The organism is Haloferula luteola (assembly GCF_014201715.1).
Taxonomy (GTDB): Bacteria; Verrucomicrobiota; Verrucomicrobiia; order Verrucomicrobiales; family Akkermansiaceae; genus Haloferula; species Haloferula luteola.
Genome location: NZ_JACHFD010000004.1, coordinates 120,891 through 141,830, shown reverse-complemented (window position 1 = coordinate 141,830; position 20,940 = coordinate 120,891). Strand labels below are relative to the sequence as shown.

Genomic DNA, 20,940 nt, shown 5'->3' with positions numbered 1-20,940 from the left:
CATGTCGCCACCCGGACTCCAACTCCCTGGGGCGGACGGAACGGAATCCGCCGCGCCCCCCCCGGCCTCGGCCACCCCCCCAGCTCCCAAATTCCGCTTCCCGATCGCGGTCGATCCCATCCGCTTGCTGGCTGGGATTCTGAATCGTTGGCCCTGGATCTTGGTGGGCATGATCGTCTTCGGCGTCATCGGTGCCTTCGTTGGCAAACTCATCACCCATCAAACCTTCTCCCTCTCCGTCGCCCTCATCAAACGACGCGTTCCTCAGAACGTCCAAACCTCTGAAATCGGCCAATCCTTCCGACCCGCCGACCTCAACGATTCCACGCTCCTCGCCACCCTGCTCTCCGGTGAGCCGCTCGACCTCGCCCTGCAGAAATCCGGCAACAACCTCTCTCCCTCTCAGATTTCCTCTCATGTCGAAGCCAGCCAGCTCGACACCACCGATATCTTCTACATCACCTACCACTCGCCCATTGGCGTCAACGATGCCCTTCGTTTCACCGGCATCTGGGCCACCGAAATCTGCGAGTACACCAAACGCCTGCAACAGACTGAAGCCCGCGGCGTCCTCGTCCTCCTCGCCAAGGAAGTCGCCGGCCTCGAGAAGCAGATCGACGAAACCAATCAGGAAATCCTCGCCTTCTGTCAGAAAAACGACTTCGTCGGAGGCGAATCACAGGTCGCTGCGGTCCTCTCCCAACTTTCGCAGATCGATCTTCAGCTCGAGGACGCCCGCACCAGCGAAAAAGCCCTTCAGGCCAAACTCGCCAATTTGGATGAGCAAATCCGCCACCAGAGCCCTCTCGAACTTCGCATGCGCGAAGCCCGCGAAGAACTCGCCAACCTTCGCTCGACCTACACCGACGAGAATCCCTTAGTTCAGGCGAAGATCGAGAGCATCCGCTACCTCGAAGGACAGCTGACGGACCTCGGCGACGGCCAGAATGTGCCCCTGGATGCCTTCACCGGCACCTCACTTGGCAACCAGCTCTACCTCGACATCGTTGCCGCCCGCAACGATCTCATCCAAGCCACCAGTCGCATTCAGTCCCTGGAAGCCCTTCGCGCCAAAACCTCCCAGCGGCTGGCCGAATTCCCAGCCATCATCAGCAACTACGATGCACTTCGTAAAAAGCGCGATTCCCGGATTCAGGAGCTCACGCTGATGAGCAATCGGCGTAAGGAGGCCGAGATCTTTGCCACCGGTTCGCCGGGATACTGGCAGATCTTTCAACCCCCGGATGCCCGCAAGATCATCCCTTCCTCCCGCCTCAAGAAACCTCTCCTTCTCGGTGGCGCCGGCAGCCTCGCAGGAGCCGGATTCACCATGGCACTTTGTCTCCTTTTCACCCACCGCAGCACCCGGCGCTCCGCCCTCGAATGCTGTGCCACCACCCGTGCACCCCTCTTTTACGCCCTCCCTCAGGGCGCTGGCGAAGCCGTCAGTGCGGACTACCAGGACTTTTGGCTCGCCAATCTTTCCCGCGCCCTCTCCCGCCGTGGCACCCTGTTGATCTGGACCGACGCCGTCGACCCCGCCACCGAGCGAGACTTCTGGCGATCCCTCGGCCGCGCCATGAAGGACGACGCCTCCGAACCCATCCCCGTGGTCGATTTCACACCCGATTCCCTGTGGTCCGGGCAAGCCGCCCCTGAGGGCCTCCTTTGGACCTCCGAACTCTCCGAGGGTTCCGTCAAACTGCTGCGAGCCTCCGGCCTGCCCGCTCTCCCCGATCGCGACATCCTCACCGAACTCGAGGGCTGGCTCGCGCTGATTCGGGGCGATAAGCATTCCCTTCGCGACTACCAGGAAACCGCCCACCTCGCGACCGCCTATCTGCCCCCCTGCCAGGGAACCCTCGTCATCCTTGAGCCCGCAAAAGGCCTCTTCCGGGTCCTCGCCGACAAGCTCTCCCTCCTCGTCACCCGCCAACTGTCCTGACCTCCGTCATGCCACGCCTCGGATGCCTGCTCCTGCTCCTTTCTATCCTCCTCACCGGCTCTCTTCCGGCCCAGGACAGCCAGGGTGTGCCAGGAAACCAGGCCGATACCTCCTCGTGGCGGGAGCGCTACGAGCTCGGCGCCGGAGATGTCATCAACTTCTCCCTTTTCGGACGGCCGGAACTCGATCGTCCTGGCTTCCGCATCGCTCCCGATGGAACCATCAGCTATCTTCAAGCTCAAAACGTCAATGTGGCGGGCCTCACCATTGATGAAGCACGCATCGAGATCGAAAAGGCTCTGGGCGGACACTTCAAATCGCCACGCGTCATCATCACTCCCCAGGAAGTCGGCTCCAAGCGCTTCACCATCCTCGGCAAAGTCCTCCAAAAGGGTGTCGTCACCCTCGAGCGCCCAATCACCCTCGTCGAAGCCGTCGCCAACGCTGGAGGCATCGAAACCGGCCTCTTCGAACGCAAAACCGTCGAACTCGCCGACTACGACCGCTCCTTCATTTCACGACGCGGTGAGCACCTCCCCGTCGATTTTCGCAAGCTCTTCCAGGATGGCGACATGACCCAAAACATCCAGTTGGAGCCAAACGACTTCATCTTCATCGCCTCCACCATTTCCAATGACTACTACGTCCTGGGGGCGGTCAATGCCCCCGGAGTACAAGGCATGACCAACGACGCTTCCGTCGTCGCCGCCATCTCCCGCCGGGGTGGCTTCACCGACCGCGCCTGGACCGATCGCGTCCTCGTCATCCGTGGCAGCTTCACCGAGCCGGAGACCCACGTCGTCAGCCTCCGTGACATCCTCGCCGCCAAGACCGTCGACTTCAAGATCCTGCCGAAGGACATCATCTACGTCGCCGACCGTCCGTGGGCCGAAGCCGAAGACATCCTGAAGCTCGCCCTCTCCGCTTTCGCCACCAGCGCCGCCTCCACCTGGGTGAATGTCAACGTCGACCCCATCCTCACCGATCCGTGACGCGCTCTCTCCTTTTTCTCCTTCTCGCCTGGATTTGCCTCTTCGCGAGCTCTTGCAATCAGCTCATTCCTGGTGAGGACTTCGATGCCCGCACCACCGATCAAACGGTCCGCAACCTGACCTTCACCAACGTGAAGATCAACCGGAAGCCGGACGCATCGTTGCTCCAGCCACCACGCGACCCCTATCTTCTCGGCCCCGGCGACATTCTCGAAATCGAGATCGCTGAAGTCTCAGGAACTCTCGCGCGCACCTTCGTCATGCCCGATGGCATGGTCTACTACAACCTCGCTGGCGGAGTGAAGGCCGAGGGCCTGACCCAACGGCAATTCGCCGATAAACTCACTCAAGCCCTCAAGCGCGACTACACCCAACCCCTCGTCAACGTCTCGCTCGTTGAAGTCCGATCCCGCCGCTACTGGATCCTCGGTCGCGTCTTCAAACCCGGCCTCTACCCGCTGCGCCAACCCACCACCCTGATCGAAGCCATCTCAGGTGCCGGAGGTCTTTTCACCTCTGGATTCTCCGGTTTCACCGAAGAACTCGCTGACCTTTCCAATAGCATCGTCATCCGCGACGGCGAAATCCTCCCCGTCAACTTCGAAAGACTCGTCCAAGGTGGAGATACCTCCCAAAACATCTACCTCCGCCACAACGACTACATCTACCTTCCATCGGCAACGAGCTCCACCGTCCTTCTCCTCGGCGCCGTTGCCGCCCCTCAAGCCGTTGGCTACAAAGAGTCCCTCACCCTCATCGACTGCATCGCCCAAGGCCGCGGCCCCGCCCCGGGGGCCTACACCCGCCAGATCGTCATCGTGCGCGGTTCTCTCGACCAACCCCAGGCTGCCATCGTTGACCTGAACGCCATCCTTACCGGCAAGGACACGGACGTCCTCCTCCAACCGGGTGACATCGTCTGGGTTCCCAAGCGGCCCTTGGGCGTCCTCGAAACCACCGTGAAAGACGTCTTCCGCACCGCCGCACGCACCATTGCCTCCGGCGAAGGCTCACGCGTCGCAGGCAGCGATGCGGATCCCGTCATCAGCATTCCGCTCAGCTCGCCCTCGCCGTAAGGCGCGCCGCCTTCCGCGCCTTCTTCGCCTCTCGGCGCCACCACTCTCCTCGCGCCACGATCGCGCAGAAAATCACCCAGGTGGTGAGGTTTTTGGTCTGAGTCAAGACACGCTCCACCTGGCCATGGAAGTACGTGACGGCGAGTGAGATCGTCATCCCCATTAGGAACAATCCCGCCGGGGTCCTCCAAAACGCCACCGTTGAGCGAATTCCGTACCCCATCGTCAGCGCCACGATCAGCAGGAACGTCCCGAATCCCAACGCGCCGTTCTCCGCCAGCATCAGCCAGTACAAGCTCTCCGTCAGCGGATTCTTCTGGAAATTCTCCGGGTAAATATTGCGACCTCGATTGCGCTCCCAGTTCTCCAAAACCTCCGAATACTTCGTTCCCCGTGGCCGGCTATTCGCCAGCCCGAAATTGTTCCAGCCAATGCCCGTCATGGGGTGATCATGGAACATCGCCGCCGACTGCTGATTCAGAGCATAGCGCAGATCGTTCTCCGGAGAGTCATCACCACCCTCCATCCGCGCCATGAAAGTATCCGCCGCCACCCCAATCACCACCAATCCCCCGATCGCTCCCGCCAGCCCCAAGCTGACCCGTCGCACTGTAAACCCGTGGACAAACGAGCCCAACATCACCAACGCAGCACCCAACCCAAAGGCCGCCAGCGACGCCCGAGACACCGACAACACCACCACCAATCCCGCCGACCCAAAAGCCGCGAAAAACAACCCCACGTCCTTCATCTTCGTCTCCTTCGAAATGGCCAACGCCAATAACGGAAACGCGACCATGTAGGACCACATCGCCATCGGGTTCTGGTGCTCGAACCATCCCATCACCCGGAACCCCCCCTGCACATAGCGCCCCCACAGACACACGATCACCTGCACGATCAACGCCACCGCAAACCCGCGCATCAATGCCAGCACATCCTTCATATCGCGAACAGCCGCGAACACCCCGACCCAAATGAAGGCCATCTTCAGATACTTGAAGGCCGGCATGAAAACATACAGCGGCTCCAAGGCCGCCACCACCGACACCAGCGAAGCACCGATCCACAACAACCAAGCCCCCAACCCCGGCGGTAAGTACCGAAAATCCTTCCGCTTCTCTAGAATCGCCGCCACCGCGAAACCCATCGCAATCGCCTCGAGAAAGTTGAATTCGAATCCTTTCGTGTGCCCCCGGTAGGTCTCGATCGAATACAGCATCAAAGTGAAATCCGACGGCGGGCGGACCAACTCAAACGCCAAGAAACCCAACAGGAAACGCCGCAGGCCATCCCGCCCCTTCATCATCACACCGAGTGCCGGCCCGAGTCCGAGATAGACGAAGGCGATCACGATCACCTTGATCAAGGTCTTGACGATTTCCATCCGTTGCGCCGCCCAATTCACCAGCGGCACCGCCCCGTGACCAGATCAAACGCCTTCACCCTCCGTCTCCTCCACCCCACCAGCCAAAAACCGCTCCCCACCCCCCATGCGGGGCGAAGAGCGGTCCGAACCCTCCGAGAAAAATCTCCTCAGGGAACCCATTGGGCCACCACCCGGACAAAGCAGCCCGCCGGAGCGACGCCACTCCATGACGCCGTCACCGTCGTCATCCCCGCGGTCGGACTGCCATCACTCCGCACCAAGGTCACGGTCCGCACGCCATCCGATGCGCCACTTTCCCACCAGGTATTCAGGTCTGTGGACCATTCATACGCCACCTCCAGATCACCCGCGGGCATCGCATTCAGCGGATGCACCCATGCCAGAGCAGCCGAAGATGCCTGAACCGAACTCCATCCTCCGTCCATGACCGTTGGGTCCGTGCCGAAGTAGTTCTCCAGCGCATTGCCCAGGCCGTCACCATCAGCAGCATCATCGGGACCGTCCAATTCCCCCACTCCCGGATAACCCGCGATCCACGCCGCAAACCCAGCAGGGGGATTCGGGTTGAGCGTCACGCTATCAAAGCTGCTGCCCCATCGCACCTCATCCCACGCCATCGAATTGCTCCCGTAGTCGGAAAATGCGAGCGAATCGAAGGCCAAATCCAAGTCCACCAACTCCGTCCCTCCCGTCGGTTCTCCACTCCCCAGATCGGGGTCGAGCCATACCGTGACCTTGTCGCCCAGAAAATCCGCACTCAGGTCGAACTTCACCACGAAAAGGTGCACCCCGGCGTCCAGTTCCACACCCAAATCGCCAATCGTCAGGTCATTGCAACGGAATCCATAGTGGGTCATGCCAAAGTCGACATCCGAAATGCCCGCTTCGAACACCCGCGAAGCCGCGTCTCCCGAAGGATTCGCTCCTCCCGTGTTGCGATACAAAGAGAGCACCGAATGAACCGTCGGGGCATCCGCGGCCCCTTCGTTGCCGTTTTGATAGATCCAGCTCAGGTAGCGAACTCCCGTCGTATTCGCGCCCACCCTCAGCGCCGGTGCCAACTCCCGAAAGACCCGCCCACTGTTGGTGACGTCGATTCCAGCAGCATCCGCGACCTTTCCCACGCGGTCACCCGATGAGCCCAGATAGTAGGGATCCGCATAGACCAACGACCCCTCAAGCACTTCAGGTTCGGCATCCCCGAAGTCCACATCGGTCCAGGCTCCTTCATACCCCTCGATCACCGGCTCCTGCACGGGCAACTCACCCGTGACATATCCAGCACTCCCTGCAAACGGATCATCGCTCACCAGCCCGTCCCAAGCTGCAAACGTGCGCACCTCCACCACCACCGAATCCGCAAACAGGCCTAGTTCCACATCGTCGGTGACCCTCAGGTAATACTCCCCGTCATCCGTCGAGCTCACTCCCGTCAATATCAAGGAAACGTCCGTCTCCCCCGGAATCGCCTCACCGTCCTTGAACCACTGATACCCCGGGTTTCCATACGTGTAAGCATCTCCGGTCAGCTCGACAGTTGAGCCTTCGACCGCGTAGGTGTCCACCGGCTGCTCAAAGAACTCGGGAACAGCATAATACACGTCCAGATATGCCGCGTCACTTTCCGCCGTGCCATTCTCGTTCGTCGCCACCAATCGGTAATACCCGACATCCGATGGCTGGACTGCAAACAGCTCCAAGGTCGTGAAGGTCTCAAAATCCAGATCCATCCAGTTGCTCACCCCATCGGCCGAAAACTGCCACTGCACCGTTGGCGCAGGATCGGCGGTCACTCCCGCTGCAAACGTGGCCACTCCATCCACCGCCACCGCTTGATTCTCCGGTTGAGATCCGAATTCCGGCAGGGACCCGACATGAGCCACTACCTGAAATCCCGCAATGCCCCCCCATTCGTCATCATCGCGCATTTGCACCGTGATGGTCTGGGACGATCCCGTCAGGCCGTCGAACACGGCATAGTTCGCCGCCGTTCCATACGTCCCCTCTCCATCGGTGGTCTCCGCAAACACGGCATCCGTCCCACTCACACTCGCGGGACCCAGAGAGTTGAAGGAATAGGTCGTGGTTCCGTCACTCACGTCCCCCTCCCGACCTGCCACATCCGAGGAGAAATAGACAATGATCCGGTAGCTGGCGTACGGAATTTGGGTGAGCTGCACCGAAGTGAAGGTGGGATTCGGGCTCCAGGCAGCCTGACCCGCATTGAGATAGCCGTTCAGCAGCTCCCGGTTATAAGTTCCGTCCCCATCCACACCAGGATTCCCCTGGGGATTGTTGACGGTCCATCCATTGAACGAGGTCACCGTCAGGTCGAGAGAGGTCACCTCTCCAGAGTCATCGATCAAATTCGTCACCGGATTGTCCGGCCACGAGTTGTTCCAGTTCGCAACGGGTTCCACACCGGCAATCCGGTCGCCATTCACCGTTCCGTAACGATCGTAGTTCCAGCTGACCGTATCCGCCTGGGCGTGCAGAACTAAGCCCAGCAAGAAGAGTATGGGAGCTTTCATGGGTTTGCAAAAGGGTAAGAAGAGAAGAGGAGCCACCACCGATGCGTGGTGGCCCCTGAAATCTCAGCGCCGACGGCGAATGCCCAAGATCCCGAGTGCGCCGAGAAGCACCACCGAAGGCTCCGGCACCGAAACCACCTGGAATCCGGCGATGCCGCCATACTCCCCAGCATTCATGAAACTGGTCGAGAGGGTCACCGAGCTTGTGGTCAATCCACGAAACACCGCGTAGTTCGCCTCCGGATAACCGGTCCCCGTATCGGTGGTCTCCACCAACAGGGCATTCCCACCGGAAACCATCCCATCGAGCACCCCAAAGCTAAACGTCGTGGTGCCATCCGTGACCGTGCCACTGCGCGCGTGGTCGTCCGACGCGAAGTACACGTAGAGATCGTAAACCGCATACGGCACCTGGCTGATCTCCACAGAGCTACTATTCGCACCAGTGCCGTTCAGATAGCCGTTCAGCATCTCGCGATTGTAGGTCGTGTCAGTGTCCTGTCCCGGATGGCCACCTTGAGACCAACTTCCACTGTTGGACGCGGTAGTGATATCGAGAGTCGTGGCCGCTCCGGTATCATCCACAAGATCGATGGTCGGATTGTCCGGCCACGAATTGCTCCAATGATCGACAGGCACAACGCCCGCAATGTTGGAACTCGCGAGAGTTCCATTGTTGTCGTAGTTCCAGCTGATGGTGGCAGCGGAGGCGACGGAGAAGCCCAACAAGACAAGGCTTGGGGCCATCATAGTGTGTTTTCTGGATTTCATGGGGATTCTGGGTTGGTCGACGGTTTAGGGTCGAGAGAGTCGAAAAAAGTGGGTCGCTTCGGGGGTCGCGATCTCCACAGGAGGGCCCTCGGGCTGAGGATCGAGAGGAGTCCATTCGGAAAGATCGGCACTTTGCTCCACCACCACCTCGCCCAGGGTTGAGGACCAGGTGAGAACCGCAACACCGTCCGCGACCGAAAGAATCTCCAACGTCGAAGTCCCCAAGGGATCCGCTTGCGGGACCACCTGAATCGCAGCAATCCCTCCCCATTCGTCGTCGTCCCGCATCGCCACCGATACCGATTGGCTCGTTCCGCTCAATCCACGGAAGATGGCGTAGTTCGCTGCCGGATAATCATCCGATGTCTCCTGCGTCGTTTCGGTCAGAATCGCATTTTCTCCCGCGACACTCGCTGGCCCCAATGTGCGGAAATAGAAGGTCTGATGTCCATCGCTCACCGAGCCCTCCCGGTCGGCGGCATCGGAGGAGAAATACACGATAAGATCGTAGTAACCGTGCGGAATCTCAGAGAGCGTCACGACCGATCGCACAATCGCCGGGCTCCACGAGGCAGGACCTGCGTTCAAATAACCATTCAGCAACTCGCGGTTGTAGTGACCATCCGCATCCATTCCCGGGTTCGCCTGCGGATACTGGGTCGTCCAACCATTGAACGAACTGTAACTGATATCCAGGGTCGTCACCGTTCCATTCTGGTCGATCAGGTCGGTAGTCGGGTTGTCCGGCCAGGAATTGTTCCAATTGGCCGCCGGCACCACCCCGGCGGTCCGTCCACCACTCACAGTGCCGTAGCGATCGTAGTTCCACCCGACGATGCCCGCCACGCCGACAGGCGTCGCTTTGAGCGCTCCAGAATCCGGAGTCTCGCCCGCCGCAAGTGCCGCCGAAATGGCATAGTAGTACGTCGTACCGTTCTCCACCTCCCGGTCGGTAAACTGCGTTTCCAAAACTCCTTCCGCGACCGTCACATAAGGACCCGCTTCGAGAGTCGCGCGTTTCACCTGATAACCCAACGCGCCCTCCAATGCCTCCCACTCCACCGTCACCTCTCGATCCCCCGCCTCGATCGATTCCACCCACGGCGTCGGCAATCCGGCACCGGAAAGCCGAAACAACTTGGCACCGTGCGCCTCGACTTCGGCTGCCAGCACCCCGCTCGCCAACTCGTCCGTCGTGCCATCCCACAACGAACTCACTTCCACGGCTCCCGTGAACCCGAGACGCGCCAGATCCACACTCACAGTCGTCGTGGCAGCCCCGGTGTTGAAAACCGCCAAATACTTGTCGGCAGAATCTTCCACATCGGCCACCCAGGCCACCTGGTCGACGTCTCGAAACAGCTGGCGATTGTGGGTGCTCGCCTGATTCACCGCGATCACCTCGTCATTCGTCAACAAAGCGAGCGTGAACGCATCCATCTGGGTCATATCCCCCCCATGAATCAACGGAGAGCGGGCGATCGCCCACAAGCTCATCAACGTGTACTGCTCTTGGGTCGTGAAATGGGTCGTCCGCCCGGATGCGGATGGGCTCCCCCCTTCGACCTTGCCCAGCGGCAGCATGTCCGCATCCGGGAAATGCCCCGGACCACGATACGGGGTCCAATCATGCAAGCGCTGAAATTGATCATAGAGCGCCGACCAGTTGTCCCAAAAATCATCGCTGATCCGCCATTGGTTGGCGTGCATTTCGATGTGTGGTCCCGAACTCACCGGAGTTTCACCCGGTGAGGTGCTCAGTACCATCGGACGTCCGGTATGATCGATCGCCTTGCGAATCGCTTCGATCTCCTGCTGATGATACGGACGACTGAGATCGTCGATCTTCAGAAAATCCACCCCCCACGATGCGGCAAGCTCCATCACCGAATCGTAGTAAGCCTGTGCCCCCGGCCTCGTCATATCCACCCCATACATGTCGGGATTCCAGGAACAGATGCTGGTGGGATCCGCCACATCACGGGCGGTGTAAGAGGTCCCTTTTACCGGCAGGTCCTGCTCCCAGGCCTGACGAGGGATCCCACGCATCATGTGGATGCCGAACTTCAGGCCCTTGCCATGCACATAGTCCGCCAATGGCTTGAAACCAGCCCCCTCCGCAGCAGAAGGAAAGCGACTCGGCGCAGGGACCAGTCGCCCCCAGGCGTCCATTTCGAGGGTGGCCGTCTCATCATAGTAGAATCCCGTCGCATTCGGTTCATACCATTGGATATCCACCGTCATCAGGGACCAGCCGTGCGGCAATAGCACCGCGGCTTGATAGTCCGTTTGCGCCTTGATTCGCTCTTCGTTGACCGAGGTTCCGTAGAAGTCCCAGCTGTTCCAGCCCATCACTGGACGCTCAGCCCAAGCATGAAAGGCCGGTTCCGCTCCACTCACAGGAGACAAGCAGCCAACCACAAATAACAACAGCGAACGAGAAGTCGTATGCACCAGGAAACACGATGGGTTTGAGTGCTCCCGGCGGGCTTCTGGGTTCGGCCCGACAACCGGGCACACCGGTAATCAGCGGAAGACGTGTCATCCCCTCGTAAAACCCGACATCTCTCCGAAAAAAATTCGGCCCGGTCTCCTCCCTCCCCCAAAAAAAAGGCCGCCCGGGTCACCCAGGCGGCCTCTCATGCTCTGATTTCAGCTCACTTCACGGGCCGAAGTCGGAACAAACCTGCGCCATGCTGGGGAATCTCTTCCCCGAAGCTCCCTTCAAAAGTCCCGAGATTCTTCCGCGACCAAAGGTCCCGCACCATCGCCTTGCCTTCGATGCCCAAGTCCTTGAAGTCGACGCTCACCTTGGCCGTGTCCCCGACCTCGTCGCCGCTACGGTCCACCAACACCCCAAACACCACGGAGCCGCCCTCCATCAGCACACCCGTCGCGGTGAACGTGTCGTAGCCTTCGGGCAGATCGTAAACGATCACCGATTCCGCGTGGGTGCCGATGCCCGTCGCTGACTTGCCGTTCACTTCCAGCGGCTTGCCCTCGCAGGTCCGGTCCACCTGCACCTCTCCCCATCCAGCCCGCGCCAGACTCCACTTCAAATCCGTCAACTTCTTCGTCCCCTTGGGCCCACTTAGCACCGGATCGATCCACGCAGCGTGGTCGAAATTGAAGCCATCCTTCCCGTCCGTCACGAACAACGCCAACTGCTTCCCTCCCTCCAGAGTGACCTCCACTTTCTGAGACTGCCCTTTTCCTGCAATCACAGGGCTGGCGTAGTCGGCATTCGCAAAATCGAGATGATCGCCCTCGCTCTGGGCATTGAACAAAGCCACATACTTATCCTCGCTCCCAGGCACGTCGGCGGTCCACGCAATCAGATTCTTCTCACGATACACTTGCCGGTTGCCTCGGCTGTTCTGATTCACTTCCAGCATTTCGGGATTCGTCAGCATCTCGATCGTGAAAGCATCCAACTTCGTCATGTCCCCGCCAAAAATCAGCGGCGATCGCGCGATGCTCCACAAACTCATCAGCGTCCGCTGCTCGTCTTTCGTGAAATGAGTAGGCCGCCCAAACTCCACAATCCCGATCGGCAACATATCGGCATCCGGCCAATGGCCTGCGTCCCGATAGGGCGTCCACACATCCGTGCGCTCAAACATCGCCTTCAACAGACCCCAGCGATCCCAAAAATCATCCGTGATGCGCCACATGTTGGCGTGTTCCATCACGTGAGCACCCTCACTCACCGGAGTCGCTCCCGGCGATAAACTCAGAACGATCGGGCGACCCGTCTTATCGATCGCCTTCCGAATCGCCTCAATTTCTGCCTTCTGCACCGCATCGTAGGGACGCGAAATGTCGTCCACCTTGATGAAATCGAGCCCCCATGAGGCATACATCTCAAAAAGGGAATCATAGTAGGCCTGGCCACCCGGCTGGGTCGCATCCACTCCAAACATGTCCGGATTCCAGGGACAGGTCGAATCGGTCCGTGCAATATCCCGTGCCTTCAAGTCCGTGCCCTTCACCGGGGTGTTCTGCTCCACTGCCTGGCGGGGGATCCCGCGCATGATGTGGATCCCAAAACGCAGCCCTTTGGAATGCACGTAATCAGCCAACGGCTTGAACCCCTCCCCGTCATTGGCAGAAGGAAACCGATTCCCCGCAGGCAGCAGGCGCCCGAACTCATCCATCGCCAGCTTGGCCCCAGGCTGATAGACATGGCCTTTTGCATTCGGCTCATACCACTGAATGTCCACCGTCAGAATGTCATAGCCTGAGGGCAGGAGGTGCTTGGCCATCGCGTCAGCCTGCTCACGAATCTGCTTTTCCGTCACGGTCGTGCCGAAAATGTCCCAGCTATTCCAACCCAGCGGAGGGCGCTCGGCCCATTTCCAATATTCAGGGGACTCCGCTGCGGAAATTGCGGGATTCGTGACGATCCAAAAGGCGGCCGAAAGCCAAGGGAAGATGCTCATTGGGGATTTCATGGGTTCCTCGTTTCTGCCGGAAAACGTGACAAATGGCAGCCAAACCCGACACAAAATCGAAATTCTCCACCACGGCACCCTCCCTCTCTCAAATCCGCCCGCTCCAAAGGATGTCGGGATCTTCACTCACAGACTCCCCACCACCCCTTCTGCCTCGCGCACCAGCAGCCGGACATTCACCCAATCCTGCCAAACCGGCTCCCAGACATCGAAAATGCTCGGCTCGCTGGCAAAGCGATTCACCACGATGTGGCGCGCCGCCTCCAAATCAGCGACCGCCTCCGAGTGCCGGTTCTGGTGCTCCAAGGCCATCGCCCGCAACGCCAGCGCAATCGATCTCCGTGCCAGATTCTCCGAAGGACTGGCCATCACCCGGTCCAGCCAATCCAGAGCTTCACTGAAACGTCCCTGACGGTACTCGAACAGCGCGATCGCAAACTCTCGCCACGCCCTCAAGTTCTCATCGCGCGCACCCGTTTCCGATAGCTCCACCTGCCGCATCAATGCCTCCAGCCTCGCCAGTTTTGACAACAGTCGCTCATCAGCCGGTTGCAGCAAACAGGCCTTGAGCACCTGCTCCGCCACCACGGGATGAGACGTGCCGCCAAATCGCTCCAGAGCCATCATCCGCAAGCGTCGATACGCTTCGAAATCTCCTGCTTCGCAAAGCGACGATGCCGCGGGTTGAAGATTCAGCGATACCGCGTCGGTATCGCTGCTATCCGCACCCGTCAGCGAATACGCCAACCCTGAGAACCGTTCCGCGGCGTCTTTCCACCGCCCCTCCCGCGCATGCCAAAGACCCAACGACCGAAAGGTCTCAGCGCTCTCCAAGGAAGGCTCGGCCGATGCCGGGGGAATCGCCGCCAGCAGGGCATCCGCTTCCTCAAATTTGCCATAGCGAACCAGCACGGCCGCATGCGCAATGTTCTGTCCAATCTCCGCTTTGCGCCGCAAGACTTCCTCGTTTTTCCGAGCCATCTCAGCTCCTTCCCGAGCCCGATTGGCCCGAAAATACATCGCTGTCGCCGCTCCCAACCCCAGTACCAGAGAGGCGAAAATCAGCGCACCTGCCGCAAACACTCCCTTGTTTCTCCGCACCAACTTGCGCAGCCGGTACCATCCGCCCGGAGGTCGGGCCGCGACCGGTTCATCCTGGAGAAAACACGTCAAATCCGCCGCCAAGGCATCGGCACCCGAATACCGGCGCTGACGGTCCTTCGCCATCGCCTTCATCACGATCCGATCAAGGTCACCACGCAGACTGCCAGCCAGCTTCCCGGTCTCACACGATCGTTCCCCCGCCACCTTCTGGCGCTCCTCTTCCGACATCGACTCCACCGCGTGGGAGAGCGACTTCGGCTCCACCTCCTCGAGAATCCGCCGGATCTCCTCCACTCCCGCTTCCCGCAACCGCGCAGGCTCAAAGGGCGGCCGCCCCGATAACAACTCATACAACAACGCTCCCAGACTGTACACGTCCGTCCGGGTATCGACGTCCCACCCGCGACCCAATGCCTGCTCTGGACTCATGAATGCCGGCGTCCCCACAAACTGCCCATCCACCGTATACGTCGCCTGCTCGTCCAGCCCCGTCCCAGTCGCTTTCGCGATGCCAAAATCGATCACCTTCGGCACCGCTTCCCCATCGTGCTCCCACACCAGGATGTTGGACGGCTTGATGTCCCGGTGAATGACTCCTTTCTGGTGGGCATGTTGGACCGCCTGGCAAATGCGGATCCCCAGAGCCACACGTTCGCGAATTCCCAGCCGCTTCGCATTGCAGTAGTCGGTGATCTTTTCCCCATCAACCAACTGCATCACGAAAAATGGCCGCCCCGTCCGAGTCGCTCCCACATCCAGCACCCGCGCGATATTCGGGTGATCCATCATCGCCAGCGCTTGGCGTTCCAGCTCGAAGCGGGCGATCACATTCTCGGTGTCCATCCCCAAGCGAATGATCTTCAGTGCGACCCGACGCTTCACCGGCTCCTCTTGCTCCGCCAAATAAACCACCCCGCAGCCCCCCTCTCCCAAACGCCCGAGCAATCGGTACCGCCCAATGCGCATCCCCACGCCTTCGCGACCATCTTCCGGCTCGTCACTCCATCGCTCCTCGCCCCCACCCGGATCATTCTCGAAAAACGCCTCTGCACTCGGCTGCAACAACAACAATCGCTCCAAGCGAGTGCGCAATTCAGGCTCCCCACGGCAGGTGAAATCGAGAAAGGACTCCCTTTCCACGGCGCTTTCCAGCCCAGTCAAGGCTTCCAACAGCACCTGCAGCGGAGGTCCTTGCCGCGAGTGATCCGGCTCAGCCTTCATCGCGCATCGCCTCCATCAGCAAAGTGCGGGCAAACGCCCATTGTCGCTCGATGGTGCGCTCCGTCACCCCTTCCATTTCGGCCACCTCGCGATGGGTCAATCCACCAAAAAACTTCAAGGTCACGATCCGCGCACTGTCAGGAAATTCAGCCTCCAGACGGGTCAAGGCCTCGTCGATCATCAAGATCCGCTCATCCGGCTCCGCCTCCGCCAACTCCAACCCCTCCAATTCGACGCGTGCCGGATGACTTCCTCGCTTCAGGCGCGATTTCCGGCGCGCATTCTCCACCAGCACCCGCCTCATTTCCGCCGCCGCCACCCGGAAAAAATGGGCGCGGTCATTCCACGTACGCCCGCCTTTTCCCGCCACCCGCATCCATGCCTCGTGAACCAATGCCGTCGCCTGCAAGGTCTGCCCCTCCGCCTCTCCTCTCATCCGCGCCGCCGCCAGCCCCCGCAGTTCGTCGTACACCAAGGGCAGCAGATCCTCCGAGGGCAGCTCTCCCTTGGCTCCCGCAGCCTTCAATATCCGGGTCAAATCTCCTTCGTTGCTCACAGACTTGGTCACCCTAGCCTTTCCAACCCCTCGTGCGAAAGGTTTCCTTTGCCATCCATCTGCCCCCTGCTCGCGGGATCACCGATTTCCCTCTACCATTCCGCAGCCCAAATCATTAACTCCTTGAGATTCTTCCTCCCCTGAACAGGGGAGGAAACCTATCTAACAGTAAATTTGGCGCTGAGATTGGGGTTGCGGCGTATGGAACCCCCAAGCTTTCCTCGCACCATGCGTGCTTTTACCCCACCCCCCCGCCTGGGTCCTCTCAGGCTCCTGCTCTTCGTTTTTCTCTGCTGGGGTGTCCTCCCGTGCCTCGCTCAATCTGAATTTCAGGGAAGCTATCAGGGCGATGTCTTCCTGCGCATGTCAGGCCATCTGACCCAGGCCGAACGACCGATCGGATACGCCATCGCCATCGTCGGGCCCGATGGTGACATCTCCGTGCAGGATGGAGCCATCACCGGTCAGGTCGATGCCACCGGAACCATCACTTGGAACCAACCCAATGACTTCTCACTCGACGCGGGATCGATCTCCGCTGGCACCCTCGCCGCGACCGGCAGTAGCACTCAAAATGGCACCACCACTCACACCCGCCTCGATCTCCGGCTCGGCGGTGCTTTTGAGCCCTCGGGCTCGCTCGACGGGGTGATGAACCCCGTCAATCCAGATGACTTTCTCACCGATGGCATCCGGGTCATCCACGACGGCAGCCGATTCGTCGCCCTCGCGACCCACGGCACCGTCTCCTCCTCCGACGATGGCATCCACTGGACCCACCATTCGACTGGAAGCCCGCTCCCCCTCACCGACCTGGCCTATGGGCAAGGCACCTACGTGGCCGTTGGCGAGGGCAACGCTCTCTACACCAGTACCGACCTCGAAACCTGGACTCCCCGAGCGTCCAGCTTCCTCGAACTCCAGAAATGGCCCATCACCTCGGTCGCCTTTTTTCAGGGCCGCTTCTACGTCGGCAACCTAGCGGGAGCCATCGCGCGCTCTGCCGATACCACCGGGGTCACCTGGGAGGCCCCTTTCATTCCCGGAAATGTGCTCGGCTCTCTGGCCGGTCCGATTCTGCGGGTGCTCAATGACCGCCTCTATCTCTCCGGAAAAGGCTACAACGCGGTTCAATCGGATCTCCGCTACTCCACCAATGGCACCACCTTCACGCCCTGCACCATCGTCGCCGATGGCCTCTACTTTGCCATCACCCATCTCGCCTATGGAAATGGGGTTTATGCAGTGACCAGCGGTCCCGTCACCGCCACATCCAGCGATGGTCTCACCTTCACCAAGGCCAACTCCCCCGCCACGCTCTCCACCCTCGCCTTCGATGGAACGCATTTCCTCTCCCGCGGTGCCGCCAGCACCAACACGCCCTTCTTCTACTCAACCGATGCCGTGCACTGGAGCACCGGACCTGTTGGCTCTCTCCATGGAGCTGCAGACATCGCCACCTCGGGCGGGATTCGCGTTGCGGTTGGCACCGAAGGCCGCCGCTCCACCGATGGTCTGAGTTGGTCAGAAATCGCCACCAGCCCGATCGGACCCTCCTGGGTCGGACCGCGCGCCGAACCCCTCAACGTCACCTACGGCAATGGTCGTTTCATTCTCGAGGGCACCACGGAGAACGTCATCACCCAAGACGGCATCGAATGGGAATCCGCTCCAGCCCAACCCGGCATCGCCTACGGCAATGGTATCTTTGTCAGCAGCGCCGCGCAGGTCTCCTCCGATGGCCAGCACTGGGCCGCCATCGCCCCCGGGCTGCAGCCCACCGAAACGATTCGCGCGATCCGATTCGATGGCAGCCAATTCCTCCTTCTCACCACCGCAGGCCGCGCCCTCGTTTCCAGCGACGGCGTTCATTGGACTCATGCCAATCCGGAGAGCCCTGTTCCTTACTCCCTGCATCTTCACGGACACCAAGGGGAATGGATCGCGCTCGGCAGCGCCGGTGCCTACACCCGTAGCCTCGATGGCGGTGTCACCTGGTCCACCGCCTATCTCTCCAATGCTACCCTCACCGGCGTCGCCTATGGCAACAACCAGTGGGTCGTCGTTTCCGCCAGCGGGAAAATCTATGCCGCCCCTTCGCTGGCCGGCAGCTTCTCCACCATCGGCCCGAACTCGACCCCCAGCCCCAACTACCAAAGCATCACCTTCATCGACGGTCAGTTCCTCGCCTTTGACAGCGAGACCCAAGGCTACGACGCCTCACCGGGCATCGGTAGCGAATGGACCCGCCAGGCCTACGCCTTTCCCTCCATCCTCGGGCCCGCAGCCATCGGCCCTCGGCTCGCCCTGCTTCCCGGAACCGATCACCTCGTACATGCCTGGGAACAAAATCACATCGGCCATCCCGTGGTTTCCACCCAGCCTGCTGCCTCCTCCAGTTGGATTCAGGACGAGACCCTCCAACTCTCCGCCGCCGCATTCGGAAATGCCACCCTGCGCTACCGGTGGTTCCGCAACGGTTTCCCCCTCAGCGATGGCGGCCGAGTCAGCGGAGCCACCACCTTGAATCTTCAAATCACCGATCTTCGAACGACCGACGCAGGCACGTATCATTTCGTCGCCATCAATGACCTCGGAGGCGCCCTCAGCAGCGACGCCGACGTCCAAATCCAGGCCAAATCGCGGATCCTCAGCGCTCCTGTGAGTCAACTTCTCACGCCCGGCGATACCGCCCACTTCTCCGTCGAGGCTAGCGCCGACACCACGGCCATCCAGTGGTATTTCAATGGCAATCCATTGCCCGGCGCCACCTCTGCCAACCTTGATATCTCCGGCGTCTCCATCGCAGACGTCGGCATCTACGAAGCCCGCCTGACCAATCCCTACGGCGACACCTTCAGCCCGCCTGCATCGCTGTCCTTCCAAGGCATCGAAACCGCACTCGGACGCGATCCTGATTTCGAAGCCGCCCAGCCCGACTTCCAGTTCGCCAACTCGCGCGCCGATGGATTCCTCTCCGGACGCTTCGTCGTCTACACCGCTGTCGAACAACCCGACGGTAAAATCCTTGTCGGTGGCCAGTTCCGCTACACCACCTCCGCCGGCACCCGCGCCGGGATCGTCCGCCTCCACCCGGACGGATCGCTCGACGAATCCTTCGCCATTCCCCACCTCCAGGAATACGTCAGTGGCTATCTGTACGACACCGCCATCGTCGACATTGCCCTGGCATCCGATGGCACCGTCTACGCCTTGCCCGGTGCCCCCTTCACCTACATCGACAACAACCACGCCGGTCGTAGTTTTCGCCTCCTGAAGATCTCCTCCGCCGGCGTCGTCGACACGACCTACGATCCCCCGGCGAACACCTACTCCTACACGACCTTCTCTGCCATCGAGATCGATTCCACCGATCGGCTCTATCTCGCCGGCGACAGCGTTTCCGGTGCGGGAAGCTCCAAGAAAAACGTCGTCCGCATCACCACCGCCGGCAGCATCGATGCCAGCTTCGACGGTCGCTTCAGCCAACTCGCCCTAGCCAGCCCGCCACCAGCAGGATTCCGGCTGCTCCCGAATGGCGAGCTTTTGATGTTTGCGAAAAACTCCAACAGCCAGTGGCTGAGCCAGCGCCTCACCTCCTCGGGAACGCTCAGCCCGGGATTCACCCAGGCCAACTTCGGGGCCAACCAGATGGGCTCACTCGTTCCGCTGGAAAACGGCGATTTCATCGTGGCTGGGCGCTTCACCAGCGTCGCCGGTGCCTCCCGAATCGGCATCGCCCGGTTCACCTCCACGGGCGTTCTTGATGCCAGCTTCGCACCCGGAAACCCCTACCACGAACTCTACAACCAACTCGTCAATGGCGCCGGCGAACTCCCCGGAGGAACCGTCATCGCCGGGGGCTCATTCGCCCTGGCTGACACCACCGGCCCGGTGAAAAACCTCGCCCAATTTGCCACGGACGGCTCAGCCACCGCCATCGATTCCATCACCAGCCTGACCGTCGATGCTCCCTCCAATTGGTTCATCCGTTCCATCGAACCCGCTGGCGATCACCAAAGCCTGTTTGTCGGCCTCGCCGTCACCTCGGTCGACACTCAGGCGCGCGCGCGCCTCGTCAAACTCGGTCCCGGCGCTCCATCGGCCCAGACACCCTCATTGTCCATCCTCCACACCTCCGGCGGCGGCTATGCCGAACCCGGCGATCGAGTCACCTTCACCGCCTCCGCTGTGGGGGGGGCTCTCACCTTCCAATGGTACCACCAAGGCACCGCCATTCCTGGGGCCACCGATCCTCAGCTCATCCTCGATCCCGTCACACCCGATGACCATGGAAACTATACGATGGTGGCCGTAGACGATTCAGGAAGAGTCACCTCGGCCGCCATCTCGCTTCAGGTCCTCGGCGCCAGCAGTGGCTACGATGGCTGGGCCGCCGCCTATGATCTGCCTTCAGGACTCGATGGGTTTGATGACGATGCCAGTGGCGATGGAGTCGCCAACGGCTTCAAGTTCCTCTTCGACCTCGATCCGACTCTCTCCTCTGCCCTCCAGATTGAAGTGCCTCATCCATCGGGAGAATCCGAGTTGGCCACCGCAGCCCTCATCTCGCTCAACGACGCTGCTGGACAGAGTTCACCGGACACCGAAGCGGGCAAATCCTACCGCATCGTCTCCTTCCGAGTTCCCATCGACATGAAGGGCTTGGAAATCGGAGTCGCCGCCAGCACCACTCTCGTCATGAGCGATGGAAGTGGCACCGCCCATCCTCTCGGCCAGCCGGAAATCGACGGCGACTTTCAAATCCAGTCCTTTTATCTGGTGCCAGCAGTCGAAGACGCTCCACGGCTCTTTTGGCAGCTGACCCTCACCCAGCCCTGACGACACGGAACGACCGGGACCGCACCCGCGGCCCCGGCCGTGACATGGGGAACTCACC

Annotated in this window: 11 protein-coding genes; 4 read left to right on the top strand and 7 right to left on the bottom strand. The window is 60.6% G+C overall.

All coding sequences use genetic code 11. The features are described 5' to 3' along the window. The first annotated feature begins 1 nt into the window (after position 1). The 3 genes from HNR46_RS05350 to HNR46_RS05340 are packed head-to-tail and all read left to right on the top strand — an operon-like array spanning position 2 to position 4,013. Entirely contained in the window at positions 2 to 1,945 is a 1,944-nt protein-coding gene (locus HNR46_RS05350; protein WP_184016542.1) for a GumC domain-containing protein, read from the top strand. An 8-nt stretch (positions 1,946 to 1,953) separates the two neighbouring features. After that, positions 1,954 to 2,937: a polysaccharide biosynthesis/export family protein gene (locus HNR46_RS05345; RefSeq protein ID WP_184016540.1), complete on the top strand. Its 984-nt coding sequence runs from the start codon at positions 1,954 to 1,956 to the stop codon at positions 2,935 to 2,937. Then, positions 2,934 to 4,013, top strand: a complete 1,080-nt coding sequence (locus HNR46_RS05340) for a polysaccharide biosynthesis/export family protein (protein WP_184016538.1) — start codon at positions 2,934 to 2,936, stop codon at positions 4,011 to 4,013. The genes HNR46_RS05345 and HNR46_RS05340 overlap by 4 nt, the downstream gene beginning before the upstream one ends. Here HNR46_RS05340 and HNR46_RS05335 read toward each other — a convergent pair. The 7 genes from HNR46_RS05335 to HNR46_RS05305 form a co-directional block, all read right to left on the bottom strand. Next, the gene (locus HNR46_RS05335) at positions 3,994 to 5,430 is read right to left on the bottom strand and encodes an O-antigen ligase family protein (protein ID WP_221285025.1); all 1,437 of its coding nucleotides are present in this window, start codon (positions 5,428 to 5,430) and stop codon (positions 3,994 to 3,996) included. The genes HNR46_RS05340 and HNR46_RS05335 overlap by 20 nt on opposite strands. A gap of 119 nt (positions 5,431 to 5,549) precedes the next feature. Further along, positions 5,550 to 7,934 (bottom strand): immunoglobulin domain-containing protein, encoded by a 2,385-nt coding sequence (locus HNR46_RS05330; protein WP_184016534.1) that lies wholly within the window; start codon positions 7,932 to 7,934, stop codon positions 5,550 to 5,552. 63 nt (positions 7,935 to 7,997) lie between these two features. Continuing rightward, a complete protein-coding gene (locus tag HNR46_RS05325; protein ID WP_184016532.1) occupies positions 7,998 to 8,705 on the bottom strand; it encodes a PEP-CTERM sorting domain-containing protein in 708 nt (235 codons plus the stop codon). A gap of 24 nt (positions 8,706 to 8,729) precedes the next feature. Beyond that, the gene (locus HNR46_RS05320; protein WP_221285024.1) at positions 8,730 to 11,159 is read right to left on the bottom strand and encodes a glycoside hydrolase family 27 protein; all 2,430 of its coding nucleotides are present in this window, start codon (positions 11,157 to 11,159) and stop codon (positions 8,730 to 8,732) included. 203 nt (positions 11,160 to 11,362) lie between these two features. Beyond that, positions 11,363 to 13,147: an NPCBM/NEW2 domain-containing protein gene (locus HNR46_RS05315; RefSeq protein ID WP_221285023.1), complete on the bottom strand. Its 1,785-nt coding sequence runs from the start codon at positions 13,145 to 13,147 to the stop codon at positions 11,363 to 11,365. Between the two features lie 138 nt (positions 13,148 to 13,285). Beyond that, positions 13,286 to 15,484, bottom strand: coding sequence for a serine/threonine protein kinase (locus HNR46_RS05310; RefSeq protein ID WP_184016528.1), 2,199 nt, complete (start codon positions 15,482 to 15,484; stop codon positions 13,286 to 13,288). Further along, on the bottom strand, positions 15,474 to 16,052 hold the full coding sequence (locus HNR46_RS05305; RefSeq protein ID WP_184016526.1) for an ECF-type sigma factor: 579 nt from the start codon (positions 16,050 to 16,052) through the stop codon (positions 15,474 to 15,476). Before HNR46_RS05305 ends, HNR46_RS05310 begins: the two co-directional genes overlap by 11 nt. Before the next feature lie 216 nt (positions 16,053 to 16,268). Here HNR46_RS05305 and HNR46_RS05300 point away from each other — a divergent pair, with 216 nt between their 5' ends. After that, on the top strand, positions 16,269 to 20,882 hold the full coding sequence (locus HNR46_RS05300) for a hypothetical protein (protein WP_184016524.1): 4,614 nt from the start codon (positions 16,269 to 16,271) through the stop codon (positions 20,880 to 20,882). Positions 20,883 to 20,940 lie beyond the last annotated feature (58 nt).

Bases quoted from the DNA above. Each gene is read 5' to 3' on its own strand.
- HNR46_RS05350 (WP_184016542.1), top strand. From the start codon at position 2: ATGTCGCCACCCGGACTCCAACTCCCTGGGGCGGACGGAACGGAATCC.
- HNR46_RS05345 (WP_184016540.1), top strand. From the start codon at position 1,954: ATGCCACGCCTCGGATGCCTGCTCCTGCTCCTTTCTATCCTCCTCACC.
- HNR46_RS05330 (WP_184016534.1), bottom strand. From the start codon at position 7,934: ATGAAAGCTCCCATACTCTTCTTGCTGGGCTTAGTTCTGCACGCCCAG.
- HNR46_RS05325 (WP_184016532.1), bottom strand. From the start codon at position 8,705: ATGAAATCCAGAAAACACACTATGATGGCCCCAAGCCTTGTCTTGTTG.
- HNR46_RS05315 (WP_221285023.1), bottom strand. From the start codon at position 13,147: ATGAGCATCTTCCCTTGGCTTTCGGCCGCCTTTTGGATCGTCACGAAT.
- HNR46_RS05310 (WP_184016528.1), bottom strand. From the start codon at position 15,484: ATGAAGGCTGAGCCGGATCACTCGCGGCAAGGACCTCCGCTGCAGGTG.
- HNR46_RS05300 (WP_184016524.1), top strand. From the start codon at position 16,269: ATGCGTGCTTTTACCCCACCCCCCCGCCTGGGTCCTCTCAGGCTCCTG.